The organism is Pseudomonas sp. H11T01, assembly GCF_048515765.1.
In the GTDB taxonomy this organism is placed as follows: Bacteria; Pseudomonadota; Gammaproteobacteria; order Pseudomonadales; family Pseudomonadaceae; genus Aquipseudomonas.
In genome coordinates, this window is the sequence record NZ_JBLYED010000025.1 from 69,682 (window position 1) to 87,635 (window position 17,954).

13 protein-coding genes and 1 pseudogene are annotated in these 17,954 nt (G+C 59.3%); all 14 read right to left on the reverse strand.

The annotated features are described in order from the left end of the window. Window positions 1–63 precede the first annotated feature (63 nt). A complete protein-coding gene (gene mdoH, locus ACN1C3_RS26480; RefSeq protein WP_419118689.1) occupies window positions 64–2,634 on the reverse strand; it encodes a glucans biosynthesis glucosyltransferase MdoH in 2,571 nt (856 codons plus the stop codon). After that, on the reverse strand, window positions 2,627–4,420 hold the full coding sequence (locus ACN1C3_RS26485; RefSeq protein ID WP_419118690.1) for a glucan biosynthesis protein G: 1,794 nt from the start codon (window positions 4,418–4,420) through the stop codon (window positions 2,627–2,629). Before ACN1C3_RS26485 ends, mdoH begins: the two co-directional genes overlap by 8 nt. 431 nt (window positions 4,421–4,851) lie before the next feature. Further along, the gene (gene dtd, locus ACN1C3_RS26490) at window positions 4,852–5,289 is read right to left on the reverse strand and encodes a D-aminoacyl-tRNA deacylase (protein WP_419118691.1); all 438 of its coding nucleotides are present in this window, start codon (window positions 5,287–5,289) and stop codon (window positions 4,852–4,854) included. Then, entirely contained in the window at window positions 5,286–6,257 is a 972-nt protein-coding gene (gene pip, locus ACN1C3_RS26495; protein WP_419118692.1) for a prolyl aminopeptidase, read from the reverse strand. Before pip ends, dtd begins: the two co-directional genes overlap by 4 nt. A gap of 202 nt (window positions 6,258–6,459) precedes the next feature. After that, on the reverse strand, window positions 6,460–7,263 hold the full coding sequence (gene hutG, locus ACN1C3_RS26500; RefSeq protein ID WP_419118693.1) for an N-formylglutamate deformylase: 804 nt from the start codon (window positions 7,261–7,263) through the stop codon (window positions 6,460–6,462). Window positions 7,264–7,273: 10 nt separating this feature from the next. Continuing rightward, complete coding sequence (gene hutI / locus ACN1C3_RS26505; RefSeq protein WP_419118694.1) at window positions 7,274–8,479, reverse strand: imidazolonepropionase; 1,206 nt, start codon at window positions 8,477–8,479, stop codon at window positions 7,274–7,276. A gap of 17 nt (window positions 8,480–8,496) precedes the next feature. Continuing rightward, a complete protein-coding gene (locus ACN1C3_RS26510) occupies window positions 8,497–9,906 on the reverse strand; it encodes an amino acid permease (RefSeq protein ID WP_419118695.1) in 1,410 nt (469 codons plus the stop codon). A 145-nt stretch (window positions 9,907–10,051) separates the two neighbouring features. Beyond that, window positions 10,052–11,584, reverse strand: a complete 1,533-nt coding sequence (hutH, locus tag ACN1C3_RS26515) for a histidine ammonia-lyase (protein ID WP_419118696.1) — start codon at window positions 11,582–11,584, stop codon at window positions 10,052–10,054. A gap of 122 nt (window positions 11,585–11,706) precedes the next feature. After that, window positions 11,707–13,230: a histidine ammonia-lyase gene (gene hutH, locus ACN1C3_RS26520; protein ID WP_419118697.1), complete on the reverse strand. Its 1,524-nt coding sequence runs from the start codon at window positions 13,228–13,230 to the stop codon at window positions 11,707–11,709. Window positions 13,231–13,400: 170 nt separating this feature from the next. Continuing rightward, a complete protein-coding gene (locus ACN1C3_RS26525) occupies window positions 13,401–14,231 on the reverse strand; it encodes a quaternary amine ABC transporter ATP-binding protein (protein ID WP_419118698.1) in 831 nt (276 codons plus the stop codon). Continuing rightward, the gene (locus ACN1C3_RS26530) at window positions 14,228–15,079 is read right to left on the reverse strand and encodes an ABC transporter permease (protein WP_419118699.1); all 852 of its coding nucleotides are present in this window, start codon (window positions 15,077–15,079) and stop codon (window positions 14,228–14,230) included. Before ACN1C3_RS26530 ends, ACN1C3_RS26525 begins: the two co-directional genes overlap by 4 nt. A 70-nt stretch (window positions 15,080–15,149) precedes the next feature. Then, complete coding sequence (locus ACN1C3_RS26535) at window positions 15,150–16,118, reverse strand: ABC transporter substrate-binding protein (RefSeq protein WP_419118700.1); 969 nt, start codon at window positions 16,116–16,118, stop codon at window positions 15,150–15,152. A 75-nt stretch (window positions 16,119–16,193) separates the two neighbouring features. Next, window positions 16,194–17,663, reverse strand: a complete 1,470-nt coding sequence (locus ACN1C3_RS26540) for a purine-cytosine permease family protein (RefSeq protein ID WP_419118701.1) — start codon at window positions 17,661–17,663, stop codon at window positions 16,194–16,196. A gap of 73 nt (window positions 17,664–17,736) precedes the next feature. Next, window positions 17,737–17,954, reverse strand: a pseudogene (locus ACN1C3_RS26545) (urocanate hydratase); the annotation flags it as partial.

A 17,954-nucleotide genomic window follows, 5' to 3' on the forward strand; every position in this document is an offset into this window, starting at 1 on the left:
GGCGGGAACGATCAAACCCCACAAACAAAAAACCCCGCTTCTTCTCAGGAGCGGGGTTTTTCATCATGCCGGCTGTGCTTCAGCAGACAGCGGCTTCAACGGTAGTAACGGCGCATGCGGATCGGCTGCGATGGACTGGCGCCAGGCGCTCAGCCACTCGGGATGACCTTCGCTCCAGACCTGCTCATGCAGGCGACCCAGAGCCACCGGATCGCTGAGCAGAGCCAGACGCTCATTGTTGTTGAGCCCCGCAGGGCCAACTTTCAACGCGTGACGCACCCGCTCGACCCGCAACCACTCGATCGGCTCAGCCTGGCCATGACGGGCCGTGGCCAAGGCGCAAGCCAGAGCGTTCTGCTGCGGATCGACCACTGCCCGCACGAAACCTTCTTTCAGCGCATGCCAACGGTTTTCGTGGGTGTACTGATCGGTCGCCAGCAAGGCCTGTGGCGGTGCGTATTCCTCAGGAATCAGGAACAGGCTTTCATCACGGGACTTAAGGCCCAGCCCGACACGGCTGGAGATCACCGAAACCGGGATCGACAGCATCAGCGAACCGACAATCGGCACCAGCCACCAAAGGAAGCTTGGGTTGAGCCAGATCACCAGCAAGGCCCAGAAAAAGCCCAGCAGGGTTTGCGGACCATGGCGACGCACGGCTTCGCTCCAGGGTGTGGAGTCGTCGTCACGTTGCGGGGAGTTCCAGGTCGCGGCCCAACCGAGGAACGCGGCAAGAACGAAGCGCGTGTGGAAAATCATCCGCACCGGCGCCAGCAGCATGGAGAACAGCATCTCCAGCAACATCGACAGGGTGACCTTGAACTTGCCACCGAACTCTTTCGCGCCCTTGGCCCAGATCAGGATGATGCTCAGCAACTTCGGCAGGAACAGCAGCACGATAGTCGTCGAGAACAGCGCAATCGCCTTGTCCGGATGCCATTGCGGCCATAACGGATACAGCTGCCGTGGTTCGAGGAAGTACTGCGGCTCCATCAGCGTGTTGACCGCCAGCAGGGCCGTCGACAACACCAGGAAGAAGAACCATAACGGCGCCGACAGGTAAGACATCACGCCGGTCAGGAACACCGCACGGTGCACCGGGTGCATGCCCTTGACCAGGAACAGCCGGAAGTTCATCAGGTTGCCGTGACACCAACGACGGTCACGCTTGAGTTCGTCCAGCAGGTTAGGTGGCAGTTCTTCATAGCTGCCGGGCAAGTCGTAGGCAATCCACACGCCCCAGCCGGCACGGCGCATCAGCGCAGCTTCGACGAAGTCGTGGGAAAGGATCGCACCCGCGAACGCGCCTTTGCCGGGCAATGGCGCCAAGGCGCAATGCTCGATGAATGGCTTCATGCGGATGATCGCGTTGTGGCCCCAGTAGTGGGATTCACCCAACTGCCAGAAGTGCAAGCCAGCGGTGAACAACGGACCGTATACGCGAGTGGCGAACTGCTGCATGCGTGCATACAGCGTGTCCATGCCCGAGGCACGCGGCGCGGTCTGGATGATCCCGGCGTCCGGTGTGGCTTCCATCAAGCGCACCAGACTGGTCAGGCATTCGCCACTCATCACGCTGTCAGCGTCAAGCACAACCATGTACTTGTAATCACCGCCCCAACGACGGCAGAAGTCATCGAGGTTACCGCTCTTGCGTTTGACCCGACGGCGACGACGGCGATAGAAGATCCGCCCGAAACCTTTGGCCTCACGGCAAACGTCCAGCCAGGCCTGTTGTTCGGCGACGCAGATGTCGCTGTCATTACTGTCGCTGAGGACGAAGAAATCAAAGCGGTCCAGATCGCCGGTCGCCGCGACCGACTCAAAGGTCGCCCGCAGACCCGCGAATACACGCGGCACGTCTTCGTTGCAGATCGGCATCACCAAGGCGGTACGCGCTTCTTTGGCAATCGGCTCGTTACCGGCGCTGGCGCCGGAAATGCGGTATTTGTCATGCCCGGTGAGCAACTCGAGGAAGCCCATCAGTGCAGTCCAGAAGCCCGCCGAAACCCAGCAGAACAGAATCCCGAACAGAATCAGGATGCTGGTTTGCAGCGCGTACGGCAGCACCTGCGTGGCGGTTTGGGACAACGATTGATGCAGGACTTCGTTCAGGTCGACGAAGGACCAGCCCTGGTACGGCATGATGCCTTTCATATACCAGCCGGCGACGATGGTCTGGCCGAGCATCAGTGTCAGCAAGATGTAGCGACGGATCGAGCCAACCGTACGCCAGCGGGCAGCCGGCAGTACGCGCTCATCGCGTGGCGGGGCAGGTGGATTGCTACGCCCGGTCAGACGACGCCAGCCACGCACCAGAATATTGGTGCGCCACGGCTCCGGAACGACCTTGGTCCGCCGAATCGGCGGGGTCGCCTTGAGGCAGACCCGGCCTTCGGCATCGACCGCCAACATCTCGGCCTCCTCCAGCTCTTGCGCAGAGTTCAAGGTCAGACGGCGGCCTACCGAGGCTTGTGCAGCCTCGGCGGGCGCGTCGAAAGCCCCGGACGACAGACGTTCATGCAGCTCACTGAACGATTTGCAGCCCGCCAGTTCCGCGCGCTGCGCATCGCTCATCGGCAGATGCGCCAGATACTCGGCAAGAGTCTCTGGCTGTACTTGGGAATTACTCATCGGCAGGCAACTGGTAGCTCCAGGTCTCGGTCAAGACTTGTTCAGTTTTTACCGAGTCCGGCGTGGCTGGGGTCGCTTCGGCAGCAGCAGGCTGCTTGGCGTCTTGTTCTTTCTTCTGTTTCTCTTGTTTCTCTTGTTTCTCTTGTTTCTCTTGTTTCTCTTGTTTCTCTTGCTGCCTGGCGGCGATCTTCTCGGCCTTGGCAACGGAAGAATTGGCCGTCGCAGCCGAAGCTCTGACCGGCTCTGGGGCAGCAATGTTCTGGACCAGTGCGGCACGCATCTCAGTGGACTTGCTCGGGTCCTTGATCTTCATGCGCAAGGTCAGGCGCCAGCCTTGGGTTTCTGGATTATAGCGAACACTATTTTCCACCAGTTCGGCATTGTCGCCAACGCTGACCTGACTACGAACCGGCGTATCTTCCGGCAGAGCCTTGAGAGACGGGCCTTCGAAGTCCACCAGATAAGCGACGCTGCCGTCCGGCTGACGGATCAGGTTGGACTGCTTTACGTCACCGGTAGAGCGCAGGGTCTGCTGGACCCAGGCGCTATCGGCCGGATGCAATGCAGCTTCGTCAATCGTCCAGTGCAGGCGATAGGCGAAGTCCAGCGGCTGGCCTGGTTCAGGGAGTTTTTCCGGGCTCCAGAAAGCAACGATGTTGTCATTGGTTTCGTCGGCGGTCGGAATCTCCACCAGATCGACAGAACCTTTGCCCCAGTCGCCTTCTGGCTCGATCCAGGCACTTGGGCGCTTGTCGTAGCGGTCGTCGAGGTCTTCGTAGTGGCTGAAGTCCCGACCACGTTGCAGCAGGCCGAAACCACGCGGATTTTCAACCGAGAAGTTGCTCACAGCCAGGTGTTTCGGGTTGTTCAGCGGACGCCAGATCCATTCGCCATTGCCGGCATGAATCGACAGACCGCTGGAGTCGTGCAGTTCGCGACGGTAGTTGAGCACTTTCGACGGCTGGTTGGCGCCGAACAGGAACATGCTGGTCAGCGGTGCAATACCGAGCTTGTTGACCTTGTCACGCAGGAACATCTGCGCCTTGACGTCGACGATGGTGTCGCTGCCCGGACGCAGGATCAGCCGGTAAGCGCCGGTCGCACGTGGCGAATCCAGCAGGGCGTAGATCACCAGATGCTTGTCGGTCGGCTTGGGTTGCTCAATCCAGAACTCGGTGAAGCGCGGAAACTCTTCGCCGGACGGCAGTGCGGTGTCGATGCCCAGGCCGCGTGCGGACAAGCCATAGGTATGACCTTTACCGACGACGCGGAAGTAGCTCGCGCCGAGCATGGTCATGATCTCGTCTTGCTTGTCTGCCTTGTTGATCGGGTACAGCACACGGAAACCGGCATAACCCAGTTGTTCGGTGGCCTTTGGATCGACTTTGAGGTCGCCGAAATCGAAACGACTCGGGTCGTACTTGATCTCTTGAACGTTACTGGCAGTGATTTCGTTGATCTTCACCGGCGTGTCGAAGTGCATGCCCTGGTGATAGAACGACAGCTTGAACGGGGTTTTCTCGTCGGCCCATTCGGCTTTTTCGGTGCGGAAACGAATTTTTTGGTAATCCGCGAATTTCATTTCGCGAAATTCGTTCGGCAGGTTACTGCGCGGGGCTTCGTACTTTTGCCCGGCCAGCTCTTTTGCCTTGGCCGATACATCATCCAGATTGAATGCCCAAAGCTGGCCGGCGCTGAGCAGACAAAGCAGTGCTGAGCCCGTCACCAGTGCGTTTCGTAACCGTTTGGCAGACAATTTTGGTGCATTACAGGGACTAACAATCACGAGCAACCCTCGCCGAAAACAGATCAAAAACCAACGGCTAGCAAGCAGTCTGTGTGGCCAGTTTTGTTAGCCTATTTCGGTGCCAGGAAGCCAGATACTGCGTTGCTGCTCCTCGCCATAGCGGGCTATGACTCGTCGCAGCGCCTTGTCTCTGACTCCCTGGCCCTCGAAATATTGCTAACAAAACTGACCGTACAGACCGCTCATGCCAGGTTGGCGAGCATTATTCCGACTCCGATGGGGCTAAATGATTCCCCAAACGGTCCCGGACAAGTCTCTACCTAAGTCAAAATGGACCAACGAACGCTGATCCCCGTAGCGCGCGATTATCTAGTAGGCCGCGTTACAACGCATCAGGGGTAACAAAGTATTTATCGCGGAAACCCTCTGTTTTCGGCTAAAAAAGGCTTAAAAAGATGTTTCAAGCGCTTTCAGGTCTGTAACAGGAAGGTTACCGGGCCATCATTGACCAAATGCACCTGCATGTCCGCGCCAAATATCCCTGATGCCACATTGCCATGCAACTGTTGCGCCCGTGCAACTAAATAGTCAAAAAGCTCTTCACCCAACGCAGGAGTCGCGGCTGTGGAAAAGCTCGGGCGCAAACCGCTTTTGGTGTCGGCTGCCAGAGTGAACTGCGACACCAGCAACAAACCGCCACCGACATCGGCCAAAGACAGGTTCATCTTGCCCTCAGCATCACTGAATACCCGATAGTTAAGCAGCTTATTCAGCAATTTGTCGGCGTTGGCCCGCGTGTCCTCGGGTTCGACTGCCACCAGCACCAGCAACCCCTGGTCGACCGCGCCAACACTCTCCCCCGCCACTTCGACTCGCGCGCCACGCACGCGTTGTAGCAGGCCCTTCATGCTTCTTCAGGCGGCAGGTCGAGCAAGCGCCGGGCCATGTGGCTGGCCGCGCGCACCAGCGCATCGGTAATTCCAGGTTCGGACGCCGCGTGACCGGCATCGCGAATGACCTGCAGCTCGCTGTTGGGCCAAGCCTGATGCAGCTCCCAGGCGTTATCCAGCGGGCAGATCACATCGTAACGACCATGGATGATCACACCCGGTAAATGGGCGATCTTCTGCATGTCGCGAATCAGCTGATTGGGCTCAAGGAAGGCATTGTTAGTGAAGTAGTGGCATTCGATCCGGGCAATCGACAACGCACGCTGCGGCTCGGAGAAGCGCTCAACGACCATCGGGTTGGGGCGCAAGGTTGCAGTACGACCTTCCCACGTCGACCAGGCTTTGGCCGCGTGCATCTGGGCGATCTGGTCGTTACCGGTCAGGCGCTTGTGGAAAGCCGTGAGCAAATCATTGCGCTCATCCAGCGGTATCGGTGCCACATAGTCCTGCCAGTAATCCGGAAACAGTCGGCTGGCACCGGCCTGGTAGAACCATTCGATCTCTTGCGGACGGCAGAGGAAGATCCCCCGCAGGATCAACCCGTGGACCCGCTCCGGGTGAGTTTGCGCGTAGGCCAGCGCCAGGGTCGAACCCCAGGAGCCACCGAACAGCACCCATTTTTCGATGCCCAGGTGCTGGCGAATCCGCTCAAGGTCGGCGACCAGATCCCAGGTAGTGTTGTTTTCAAGGCTGGCGTGAGGCGTCGAACGACCGCAACCGCGCTGATCGAAGGTGACAATGCGATACAGGTTCGGATCGAAGTAACAGCGACTCTGCGCATCGCATCCGGCGCCGGGGCCGCCGTGAATGAACACTACCGGCAAACCTTTCGGTGAACCGCTTTCGTCGACGTACAGCGTGTGAGTTTCATCGACGGCCAGATCGTGCCGGGCGTGGGGTTTGATCTGCGGGAACAAAGTCTGCATTGCGCGCTCCGTAAGGGGTCGAGGTCATCCCTGTGGGGACTTCTATTATTCTGCCGTCCGGCATCATAAACCCGAATGGTGCAATGAGCATGTTCTTGGAGAAATTGGGGGGGGCTTCAGGATCACGACGACCCCGACCGAAGGCGGACGCAGAGCGTCCGTTGAGGCATTCCCACGCAGAGCGTGGGAACGATCTTTCATACTATTCGCTATAACGCTTCTGCGCCCAATCCAGCAGCCCTTGCAGCAATTCCTTGAGTACGACCTGAGTCGGCGCAGCCAGATCAGGGCGATAACGGAATGGCTCGATCTCTTCCATGTAAGTGCGTTGCCCTAGCTCAAGCTGCACCGCATGGATGTTTTCGGCCGGGTTGCCGTAATGCCGGGTGATGTGGCCGCCTTTGAAGCGACCATTCAGCACATGGCTGTAGTCCGTGTGCCGGGCGCAGATGGCTTCCAGCTGGCTGGCCAGTTGCGGATCGCAGCTGGCACCATTGAAGGTGCCAAGGTTGAAGTCCGGCAGTTGCCCTTCGAACAGGTGCGGGATCACTGAGCGGATCGAATGCGCGTCGAACAGCAGCGCATAACCGAATTCGGCCTTCAGCCGTGCCAGTTCTTGTTGCAAGGTGCTGTGATACGGTGTCCAGACCTGCTCGAGATAACGGGCGCGTTCCTCGGCAGATGGCTCCAGCCCTTCGCGGAACAACGGCACGCCGTCGAACAGCGTCGCCGGATACAAACCGGTGGTGGCGCCGACATACAAAGGCTTGTCGTCGGAAGGCCGGTTAAGGTCGATGACGAACCGCGAGTACTCGGCCGCCAGGGTGCTGGCACCCAACGCTTGAGCGAACTCATAGAGCTGCGGGATATGCCAGTCGGTATCCGGCAGGCTTTGCGCCTCAGGAATCAGCCCGGCTTCTACCGCAGGCGTCAGGCGCAGGCCGGCATGGGGCATGCTGATCAGCAACGGCACCCGGCCTTGTTTGAAGTTCAGAACCTTATCCACAGCCATTCTCCTAAATCGTGACTTCGACGCCGTGACGCACGACGCGTTTATCCAGATCGCCGCCCAGCCAATACGCCAGGTCCGCCGGACGATCAATCTGCCAGGCGACGAAATCCGCCACCTTGCCGACTTCCAGCGAGCCATGGGTTGTGTCCATGCCGAGCGCTGTAGCCGCATGAATGGTCGCACCGGCCAAGGCCTCTTCCGGGGTCATACGGAAACAGGTGCAGGCCATGTTCAGCATCAGCCGCACCGACAACGCCGGCGAGGTGCCTGGGTTGAGGTCGCTGGCGATGGCAATTTTTACGCCGTGCTTGCGCAAGGCTTCCATCGGCGGCAATTGGGTTTCGCGCAGGAAGTAAAACGCTCCCGGCAGCAAGACCGCGACGGTGCCGGACTTGGCCATGGCGATAGCGTCGTCTTCGGTCATGAACTCCAGATGGTCGGCCGACAACGCGTGATAACGCGCCGCCAGACTCGAGCCATGCAGGGACGACAGTTGCTCGGCGTGCAGTTTCACCGGCAAACCGAGGTTCTGCGCGGCGATGAACACCCGCTCGACCTGAGCAGGAGAAAACGCCAGGTATTCGCAAAACGCGTCCACCGCATCCACTAGCCCTTCAGCGGCCAGCGCCGGGAGCATTTCGCTGCAGATGTGATCGATGTAATCGTCAGCGCGATCCGCGTATTCCGGCGGCAAGGCGTGAGCGGCCAGGCAGGTGCTGCGCACGCTGACCGGCAACTCGGCACCAAGACGACGGACCACTCGCAGAATCTTGCGTTCACTGGCCAGGTCCAGGCCATAGCCAGACTTGATCTCGACGCTGGTGACGCCGTCGCGCAGCAAGCTCTTCAAGCGTTTATGCGCGCTGGCGAACAATTCGTCCTCGCTGGCGGCCCGAGTCGCGCGCACGGTGCTGGCGATGCCACCACCGGCCGCGGCGATTTCAGCATAGCTCACGCCTTGCAGACGCTGCTCGAACTCGCCACTGCGATTGCCGCCGAACACCGTATGGGTGTGGCAGTCGATCAGCCCCGGGGTGACCCAGGCTCCGGCGAGGTCGTGCACCTCAGGGTATTCGCCAGCCGGCAGTTCACTGCGCGGGCCGATCCACTCTATGTGCGCTCCTGACGTCACGATGGCGGCATCCTCGATGATCGAGTAGTTGCCCTGCGCCATGCTTGCGACGTGGCAGTGTTGCCAGAGAGTTTTCATCCGAGGCCTCCGTTAAGTTATCGATGGGACAAAGAAAGATCGCGGGACACCTGTGCCGCCTGCCCTGCCGCGGGTTTGACCCACATCAGGTAAGCGATCACCAACAGGGCAATCCACACCACGCCGACGATCAAGGCTGCTTGAGTGTCCGGGAAATAGCCCAGCACACCGAAGATAAACACCATGAACGCAATCGCCGCTATCGGCGCATACGGCCAGAAGGGCACCGGGAACTTCAGCTGCGCGACTTCATCCGGGCTCATCGAGCGACGCATGGCCACCTGAGTGACCAGAATCATCAACCAGACCCAGACCGTGGCGAAGGTCGCAATCGATGCGATCAGCATGAACACGTTTTCCGGAATCAGGTAGTTCAGCAGCACACCACCAAGCAAGGCTGCGCTCATGACCACCACGGTCATCCATGGCACGCCATGGCGCGACAACTGGCCAAAGCCCTTTGGCGCCTGACCTTGCTGGGCCAGACCGTACATCATGCGGCCGGCACCAAAGATGTCACTGTTGATGGCCGAGACCGCCGCCGAGATCACCACGATATTGAGGATGGTCGCCGCCGAACTGATGCCCAGGTTGTCGAAAATCTGCACGAACGGGCTGCCCTGGCTACCGATTTGCTGCCATGGGTAGATAGACATCAATACGAACAGAGTCAGCACGTAGAACAGTAGAATCCGCAGGGGAACGGCGTTGATCGCCTTGGGCAGAACATGCTGCGGGTCTTTCGCTTCACCGGCGGTCACGCCGATGATTTCGATGCCGCCGAACGCAAACATCACCACGGCAAACGAGGCGATCAGGCCACCGACACCGTTTGGCATAAAGCCGCCATGGCTCCAGAGGTTGCTGATGCCGGTGTCCGCGCCAGGTGTGGCCGTACTGATTCCGAACAGCATGATGCCGAAACCACCGAGGATCATCGCGACAATGGCTGCAACTTTGAGCAGCGACAGCCAGAACTCCATTTCACCGAAGACTTTGACGTTGCACAGGTTCAGGCCACCGATCACCGACACAATGCCGAGCACCCAGATCCAGCGCGCGACTTCCGGAAACCAGAAGCCCATATAGATGCCGAATGCGGTGACATCGGCCATGCCGACGATGACCATCTCAAACGCGTAAGTCCAACCGAGAATAAAGCCCGCCATCGGTCCCAGGTAAGTGCTGGCGTACTGGCCGAAAGAGCCGGAAACAGGGTTATGCACAGCCATCTCACCGAGGGCGCGCATGACCATGAACACCGCCGCGCCACCAATCAGGTACGCCAGCAATACCGCAGGACCGGCCATTTGAATGGCCGAAGCAGAACCGTAAAACAGCCCGGTGCCGATCGCCGACCCCAGTGCCATGAAGCGAATATGTCGAGCCGATAGCCCGCGTTTCAAGCCTTTTGCTTGCTGTTGCATTTCTCGTCCTTAATTATTTTTGTCGGAAAAGATCGTTCCCACGCTCCTGCGTGGGAATGCCTCAATGGACGCTCTGCGTCCGCTCTTGTGACGCAGAGCGTCACGGGCTGCATTCCCACGCAGAGCGTGGGAACGATCAGCACGATCAGAGGCTAGGCAGCAACTTCGCCAACACCAGCTCGTTCAAGCAACGCGAAGCCAGCAGCTCGCTCGCTGCGTTGATGTCCGGAGCGAAGAAGCGGTCTTTCTCGTAGAACGGTACTTTGCTGCGCAGGATGCCACGGGCTTTTTCGAGCTTGGCCGACGTCTTCAGACCGTCGCGCAGGTCCAGGCCCTGGCAGGCAGCGAGCCATTCTACAGCGAGAACACCACGGGTGTTTTCGGCCATTTCCCAGAGACGCTTACCGGCGGCAGGGGCCATGGAAACGTGGTCTTCCTGGTTGGCGGAAGTCGGCAGGCTGTCCACCGAGTGCGGGTGCGACAGTGCTTTGTTTTCGCTGGCCAATGCCGCAGCAGTCACCTGAGCGATCATGAAACCGGAGTTAACCCCGCCGTTGGCCACCAGGAATGGCGGCAATTGCGACATGTGCTTGTCCATCATCAGCGAGATACGGCGTTCGCTCAGCGAGCCGATTTCAGCAATGGCCAGCGCCATGTTGTCAGCGGCCATGGCCACAGGTTCGGCGTGGAAGTTACCGCCGGAGATCACGTCGCCTTCAGCGGCGAACACCAACGGGTTATCCGACACGGCGTTGGCTTCGATGCTCAGCACTTCGGCCGCCTGACGGAACTGAGTCAGGCAAGCACCCATGACTTGCGGCTGGCAGCGCAGGGAGTACGGGTCCTGAACCTTTTCGCAGTTCTGGTGGGAGTCGGAGACTTGGCTGCTCTCACCCAGCAGATCGCGATAAGCGGCAGCCGCGTCGATCTGACCGCGCTGACCGCGAGCGTCGTGAATACGAGCGTCGAACGGCGAGCGCGAGCCCAGCACCGCTTCAACGGTCAGACCGCCAAGAGCCAGGGCGCCAGCGAACAGGTCTTCGCCTTCAAACAAGCCACGCAGCGCGTAAGCGGTGGAAACCTGAGTACCGTTAAGCAGCGCCAGACCTTCTTTGGCAGCCAGTGTCAGCGGCTCCAGACCGGCTTGCTTCAACGCGCTCACAGCGTCCAGCCATTCACCTTTGTAGCGGGCTTTGCCTTCGCCCAGCAGGACCAACGACATGTGGGCCAGTGGCGCCAGGTCGCCGGAAGCACCGACCGAACCTTTGAGTGGAATATGCGGGTAAACCTCGGCATTGATCAGTGCAATCAGCGCATCGATCACCTGACGACGGATACCGGAGAAACCACGGCTCAGGCTGTTGACCTTGAGCACCATGACCAGTCGCACCAGCGCGTCGCTGATCGGCTCGCCGACGCCGGCTGCGTGGGACAGCACCAGCGAACGCTGGAGGTTTTCCAGGTCTTCGCTGGCGATGCGAGTCGAGGCCAGCAGACCAAAACCGGTGTTGATGCCGTAAGCGGTGCGGTTTTCGGCGAGGATTTGTTCCACGCAGGCAACGCTGGCTTCAATCTGAGCCGAGGCGCTGTCGTCCAGGCTGATGGTTACTGGCTGCTGGTAGACAGCACGCAGTTGGGCAAGGGTCAATTGGCCAGGAATAAGGTTTAGCGCAGTCACATTTATGCTCCTTTTGAGAGTTTTACTAACTAGCCAGTCGCTCCGGATGATTCCGTTGTCCGTCGCTTCCCGCTTTATAAGGGGGTGGCGCCTTGGCACGCTGGCTTTTGTGGAAATCGGTTTCAGTGCAGATTCGGTAAAACGGTTTGCAGCAATGTCGGGGCTTTCAAAACGCTTGCTGCGCTGGCGATATCTGGCGCCAGCCAACGGTCCTGGTCGTAGGCAGGAACGTGCTCACGCAACAGTCTCCACGCGGCGTCGGTACCCGCGCCGAAGCGCTGTTCCTTGAGAAACTCAAAGGCCTGAGCGGCCAACAGGTACTCAATGGCGAGGATCTGTGTGCAGTTCTCCAACGCCCGATGCAGCTTCAGTGCAGCGTTGGTGCCCAGGCTCAGATGGTCTTCCTGCAGGCCCGAGGTGACGTAGTTGTCGAGCACCGCCGGTTGCGCCAACTGGCGGTTTTCCGCACACAGCGAAGCGGCAACGTATTGGGCGATCATCATCCCCGAATTGACACCTGGGTTGCTCACCAGAAACGCTGGCAAGCCGCTGACGTGCGGGTTGATCAGGCGGTCCAGACGACGCTCGGCAATCGAACCGATTTCCGCCATGGCAATCGCCAGCAGGTCAGCCGCCAGAGCCACCGACTGACCGTGCGGGTTGGCCTGGGACATTACCCGGTAGTTATCCGGCGTGCCCAACAGCAGCGGGTTGTCGGTGGTGGAGTTGAGTTCGGTTTCGATCTGCCGGGTGGCGTGATCAAGTTGATCACGGGCCGCGCCATGCACTTGCGGGATCGAGCGGATGCTCAAGGCATCCTGAGTACGAATGCCTTTGCTGCTGGCGATCACTTCACTGCCGTCGAGCAGGCTGCGCAGGTTGATGCCGACCTGTTGCATCCCCGGATGCGGCTTGAGGGCGATGATTTCAGCATCGAACGCGTCGATCTGGCCACGCTGGGCTTCGAAGCTCATGGCGCCAATTACGTCGGCCCATTGGATCAATCGGGTCGCGTCAGCCAGGGCCAGACAGCTCAGGCCAGTCATACACGGCGTGCCGTTGACCAGGCACAGTCCGTCTTTTGCGCCGAGCTGCACAGGCTTCAAACCTTCCTCAGCCAAGGCTTGCTGAGCCGAGACAACCTGACCGCGATAACTGACCTGGCCGACACCGAGCAGACAGATGCCGATATGCGCCATGTGGGTCAAATAACCCACCGAGCCCTGGGACGGCACTTGCGGAGTGATGCCATGGTTGAGCAAGGCCAGCAGCGCTTCGACTACCTGCCGGTGCAGGCCGGATTTACCGTGGCTGTAATTGATGATCGCCGCGCACATGATCGACCGCGTCTGCTCGTCGGTCAGCGGTGCACCGACGCCACAAGCGTGACTGAGCAAGGTATTGCGCGACAGCTGGCTCAGTTGCTCGCCTTGCAGCGAGACATTGCACAGCGCACCCAAACCGGTATTGACGCCATAGGCGCGCTCGCCGCTGGTGACAATGCGCTGGACGATGGCCTGAGCATTGTCGATCCGCGCCCAGACTTGAGCCGACAGTTCAAGCACAGCACCCTGCCGTGCGACTGCGACCACATCCTGCCAGCGCAACGGGGCGTCGGCGATAACGATTTTTTCAGCCTGTGACATTTTCAACCCCATTCTTATGACCTGAATATCTATGCAGCTTTACCGGCACTATCGCGAGCAAGCCCGCTCCCACATTAGATCGGCGTCAAACACCGGTACTGGGCACACCGAAAATCCAGTGTGGGAGCGGGCTTGCTCGCGATGAGGCCCGCACAATCACCGAAAATCTCTCAAACCGTCGCAGCACGACGCTGAACGAAACGATCCACATATTCGTCGGCAGGCGAATGGAGGATTTCTTTCGGCGTACCGACCTGTATCAACCGGCCGTCCTTGAGAATCGCGATGCGGTTGCCAATGCGCACGGCTTCGTCGAGGTCGTGGGTGATGAACACGATGGTCTTGTGCAGCGTCTTTTGCAGCTCGAGCAACTGGTCCTGCATCTCGGCGCGAATCAGCGGATCGAGGGCACTGAACGCTTCATCCATCAGGATGATGTCGGTGTCCGCTGCCAACGCGCGGGCCAGGCCCACGCGCTGACGCATGCCACCCGACAGCTGATGCGGGTATTTGTTTTCGTAGCCCTTGAGGCCCACGGTGTTGATCCAGTGCAGCGCGCGTTCGGCGCACACTTCCTTGGTCTCGCCACGGACCTTCAGGCCATAGGCGACGTTGTCGAGCACACTCTTGTGGGGCAACAGGCCGAAGCTCTGGAACACCATGCTGATTTTGTGCCGACGGAATTCGCGCAGGGCTTCCATGTCGTATTGCAGGATGTCCACGCCGTCCACCAGGATCGCGCCGCTGGTCGGATCGATCAGGCGGTTGAAGTGGCGCACCAGGGTCGATTTACCGGAACCGGACAGGCCCATGATCACGAAGATCTCGCCGGTGCCGATAGACAGCGACAGATCGTTCACGCCGACCACGCAGCCGGTCTCGGCCAGCACCTGATCCTTGCTCTTTTTCTGGCGAATCATCTCCAGCGCGTCCTTGGAACGGGCGCCGAAAATCTTGAAGACGTTTTTGACTTCGATTTTGCTGATGGCTGCGTTACTCATTTGTTCACCTCATGCCGTGGCCGACCGTAGGCCTGAGTAATGCGGTCGATGACCACTGCGAGAATCACGATCGCCAGACCGGCTTCAAGGCCGCGACCGACGTTGAGGGTCTGGATACCCACCAATACATCTTCACCCAGGCCACGGGCACCGATCATCGAGGCAATTACTACCATCGACAGCGCCATCATGGTGGTCTGGTTGATCCCGGCCATGATGCTCGGCATGGCCAGCGGCAGTTGCACGCCGAACAGTTGCTGCATGCGGTTGGCGCCGAAAGCGTTAATCGCTTCCATCACTTCGCCGTCGACCTGACGAATGCCCAGATCAGTCAGACGAATCAGCGGCGGTGCGGCGTAGATCACGGTGGCGAAAATCGCCGGAACCTTGCCCAAACCGAACAGCATCAGCACCGGAATCAGGTACACGAAGCTCGGCATGGTCTGCATGATGTCCAGCAGCGGCATCAGGAACGAGCGCAGGCGATTGCTGCGCGCCGACAGAATGCCCAACGGAATGCCGATCAATACCGAGATCACCGTCGCCACCATCATCAGCGCCAACGTCTGCATCAGTTTGTCCCAGAGGCCAACCGCACCCACCAGAAACAACAAGCCGACGATCACGGCGGTGGTCACCACTTTACGGGTGGCGTGCCAGGCAATACCGGCGACGATTGCCAGCATCAGCCACCAGGGCGCCGCACGCAGCAGGCCTTCGAGATTGACGATGGCCCAGAGCAGGGTGTCGGAGATCTGCCGGAACACGTCACCGTAGTTGGTGACCAGCGAATCGACCCAACCGTTGACCCAGTCGGCGATGGAAAATGTGAAGTTTTCGGGAAACATAAGGTGCTCTCGATCAAGTGGTTGAGGAGGAACTCCCGGCTGACCTTACGGCCAACCGGGATGATTCAACCTACAAAGCCGCGTCGATTTTCTTGGCTGCGTCGTCGCTCACCCACGCGTGCCAGACTTCAGGATGTTCCTTGAGGAAGATCTTCGCCAGCTTCGGCGATTCGATACGTTCCTTGGTCATGCGCCCCAGGTTCTGGTTGAGCAGGTCGATAGGCAGGTTGACCTTCTCCAGCACTGCGACCAGTTCCGGTGCTTGTTCGTGGAACGTCTTGGACAAGCCGACCTTGATGGTCACGCTCTTGTCCACGCCCGGTTTCTCTTCCAGCTTCACCAGATCCACCTGGCCCATCAACGGGGTTGGCGACCAGTAGTAAAACAGGATCGGCTCGCCGCGCTTGTAGCTGGAAAGAACGGCCGCGTCCAGCGCCGGGCCAGTGCCTGGGCGGAAGTTGGTGTAGGTGCTTTCCAGACCGTAGCTTTTGAGCATATTGCTGTTGTCCAGTTCACAGGTCCAGCCGGCCGGGCAGTTGTAGAAACGGCCCTTGCTTGGCTCTTCCTGATCTTTGAACACTGCAGCGTATTTGCCGAGATCGGAGATGTTTTTCAGGCCCGGAGCCTTGGCTTCCAGTTTACGCTTGGCGTCGCCTTCAACCACATAGCGCGGCACGTACCAGCCTTCAACCGCACCAACCACTGGCGCGCCGACACCGACGACTTTGCCGGCCTTCTCAGCCTTGTTCCAGACTTCGCTGCGGCCTACCCACTCCTCGGCGAAAATCTGAATATCGTTGCTGCTCAAGGCGTTTTCCATGGTGATGGAGTTGCCCGGCAGACTGTCAGTTTTGCAGTCGTAGCCTTTTTCCAGCACGACCTGCAGCACGTCAGTGAGCAGCATGGCGCTTTCCCAGTTCAACCCGGCGAATTTCACCGGTTTGCCCGATTCGCACCAACCAGCAGCCTGAGTGGCGCCGGCACTGGCGAGCACACCCAAGGAAAGCATAGTGGTCAGCAGAGTCTTATTCATCTTCATTGTGTGACGCTCCCAAACATGAAATGGATTACGGCAGTCAAGAGGCATCCAGCCCTTTCCACGTCCATTCAAGGTCTATACCGCAGCAGCGCGGCCTGCCCCACTCAGCTTTTGCTCGATGACCGCGCCCTGCTCTATCGGCAGGATGAGGCGGTCGGGTACGGCGCCATGCCACTTCTTGGCCGCCAGGTAATACATCCCGGCAGGTACCACCAGACCGATGATCCAGGAGATATCGGTATCACCGAGGCTCGCGACCAATGGACCGGTGTAGAAGTGCGTGGAAATGAACGGCATTTGAATCAACACGCCGACCACATAAATGCTGATGCCCATAATGTTCCAGCGCCCGTAACGACCGTCCGGGTTGGACAGCGCCGGGATGTCATAACGCTCTTTGGTAATGCAGTAGAAGTCCACCAGATTGATCGCGCTCCACGGCGTGAAGAACGCCAACAGGAACAGGATGAACGCGGAGAATTCTTTGAGGAACGAGTCCTTGCCGAGCAACGCCAGCAAGGTAGCGATCACGACCACGGCGAAGATGTACAGCAGGCGAACCGTGCTGGAAATCTGCCGGCTGCCGCGAAAGCCACTAATAATGGTGGCAATCGACATGAAGCTGCCGTAGGCGTTCAGCGTGGTGACGGTCACCTTGCCAAAGGCCACCGCAAAGTACAGCAGGGCCGCGACGATGCCGGTACCGCCAAGACTGACGATGAACGACACTTCGTGATGGGCGAACTGCGAACCGGCCAGTGCCGCCGCGAACACCCCGAAGACCATCGAGGTCTGCGCGCCGATCATCGAACCCAGGCCCACCGCCCAGAACGTTTTTGACGCCGAGGTCGTGCGCGGCAGGTAACGCGAGTAGTCCGCGACATACGGACCAAAAGCAATCTGCCAGGACGCTGACAGCGAAATCGCCAACAGGAAGCTGCTCAGGGAGAAATGCTTGTTACCCAACAGCGCGCCGATATCGTTGCCGGCTAGCAGTTTGTAGAACAGGTAAGCGAACGCGATCACACCCAGCACACTGGCCACCCGGCCAATCCCGTGAATGACCCGATAGCCGAAGATGGTCAGGACCACGATCAAACCGGCAAAGGTCACGATCCCGATCCAGTCATCGACGTTCAGCAACTGGGCAATCGCCTGCCCCGCCAACAGCGAACCGCTGGCAGAAAAACCGATGTACATCAGGCACACCAGCACCAGCGGGATCACCGCGCCATACACGCCAAACTGCACGCGGCTGGAGATCATCTGCGGCAAACCCAGTTGCGGGCCTTGCGCCGCATGCAGCGCCATCACACCGCCGCCGAGCAATTGCCCGATCAGCAGACCAATCAACGACCAAAACACATCCCCACCGAGCACCACCGCCAACGCACCGGTCACAATCGCGGTGATTTGCAGGTTGGCACCCAACCACAGGGTGAATTGACTGAACAGACGACCGTGTCTTTCCGCTTCCGGTATGTAGTCGATCGAACGCTTCTCGATCAACGGTTTACTGCTTGCACGATTGTCATTAACAGCCATTACTCAACCTCTGTGGATTGTTCCAGGATTCGTCTGTTTTGCATTGGGCCGCCCATCCCTGGCGGCCCCCTTATCAGCCAGTAATCATCGGCAGGTTCAGGCCTTGCTCGTTGGCGCAGTCGATCGCGATCTGATAACCGGCATCGGCGTGACGCATAACGCCAGTGGCCGGGTCGTTGTGCAGCACGCGAGCGATACGCTCGGCCGCTTCGTCAGTACCGTCGCAGACAATCACCATGCCCGAATGCTGGGAGAAGCCCATGCCGACGCCGCCGCCGTGGTGCAGGGAAA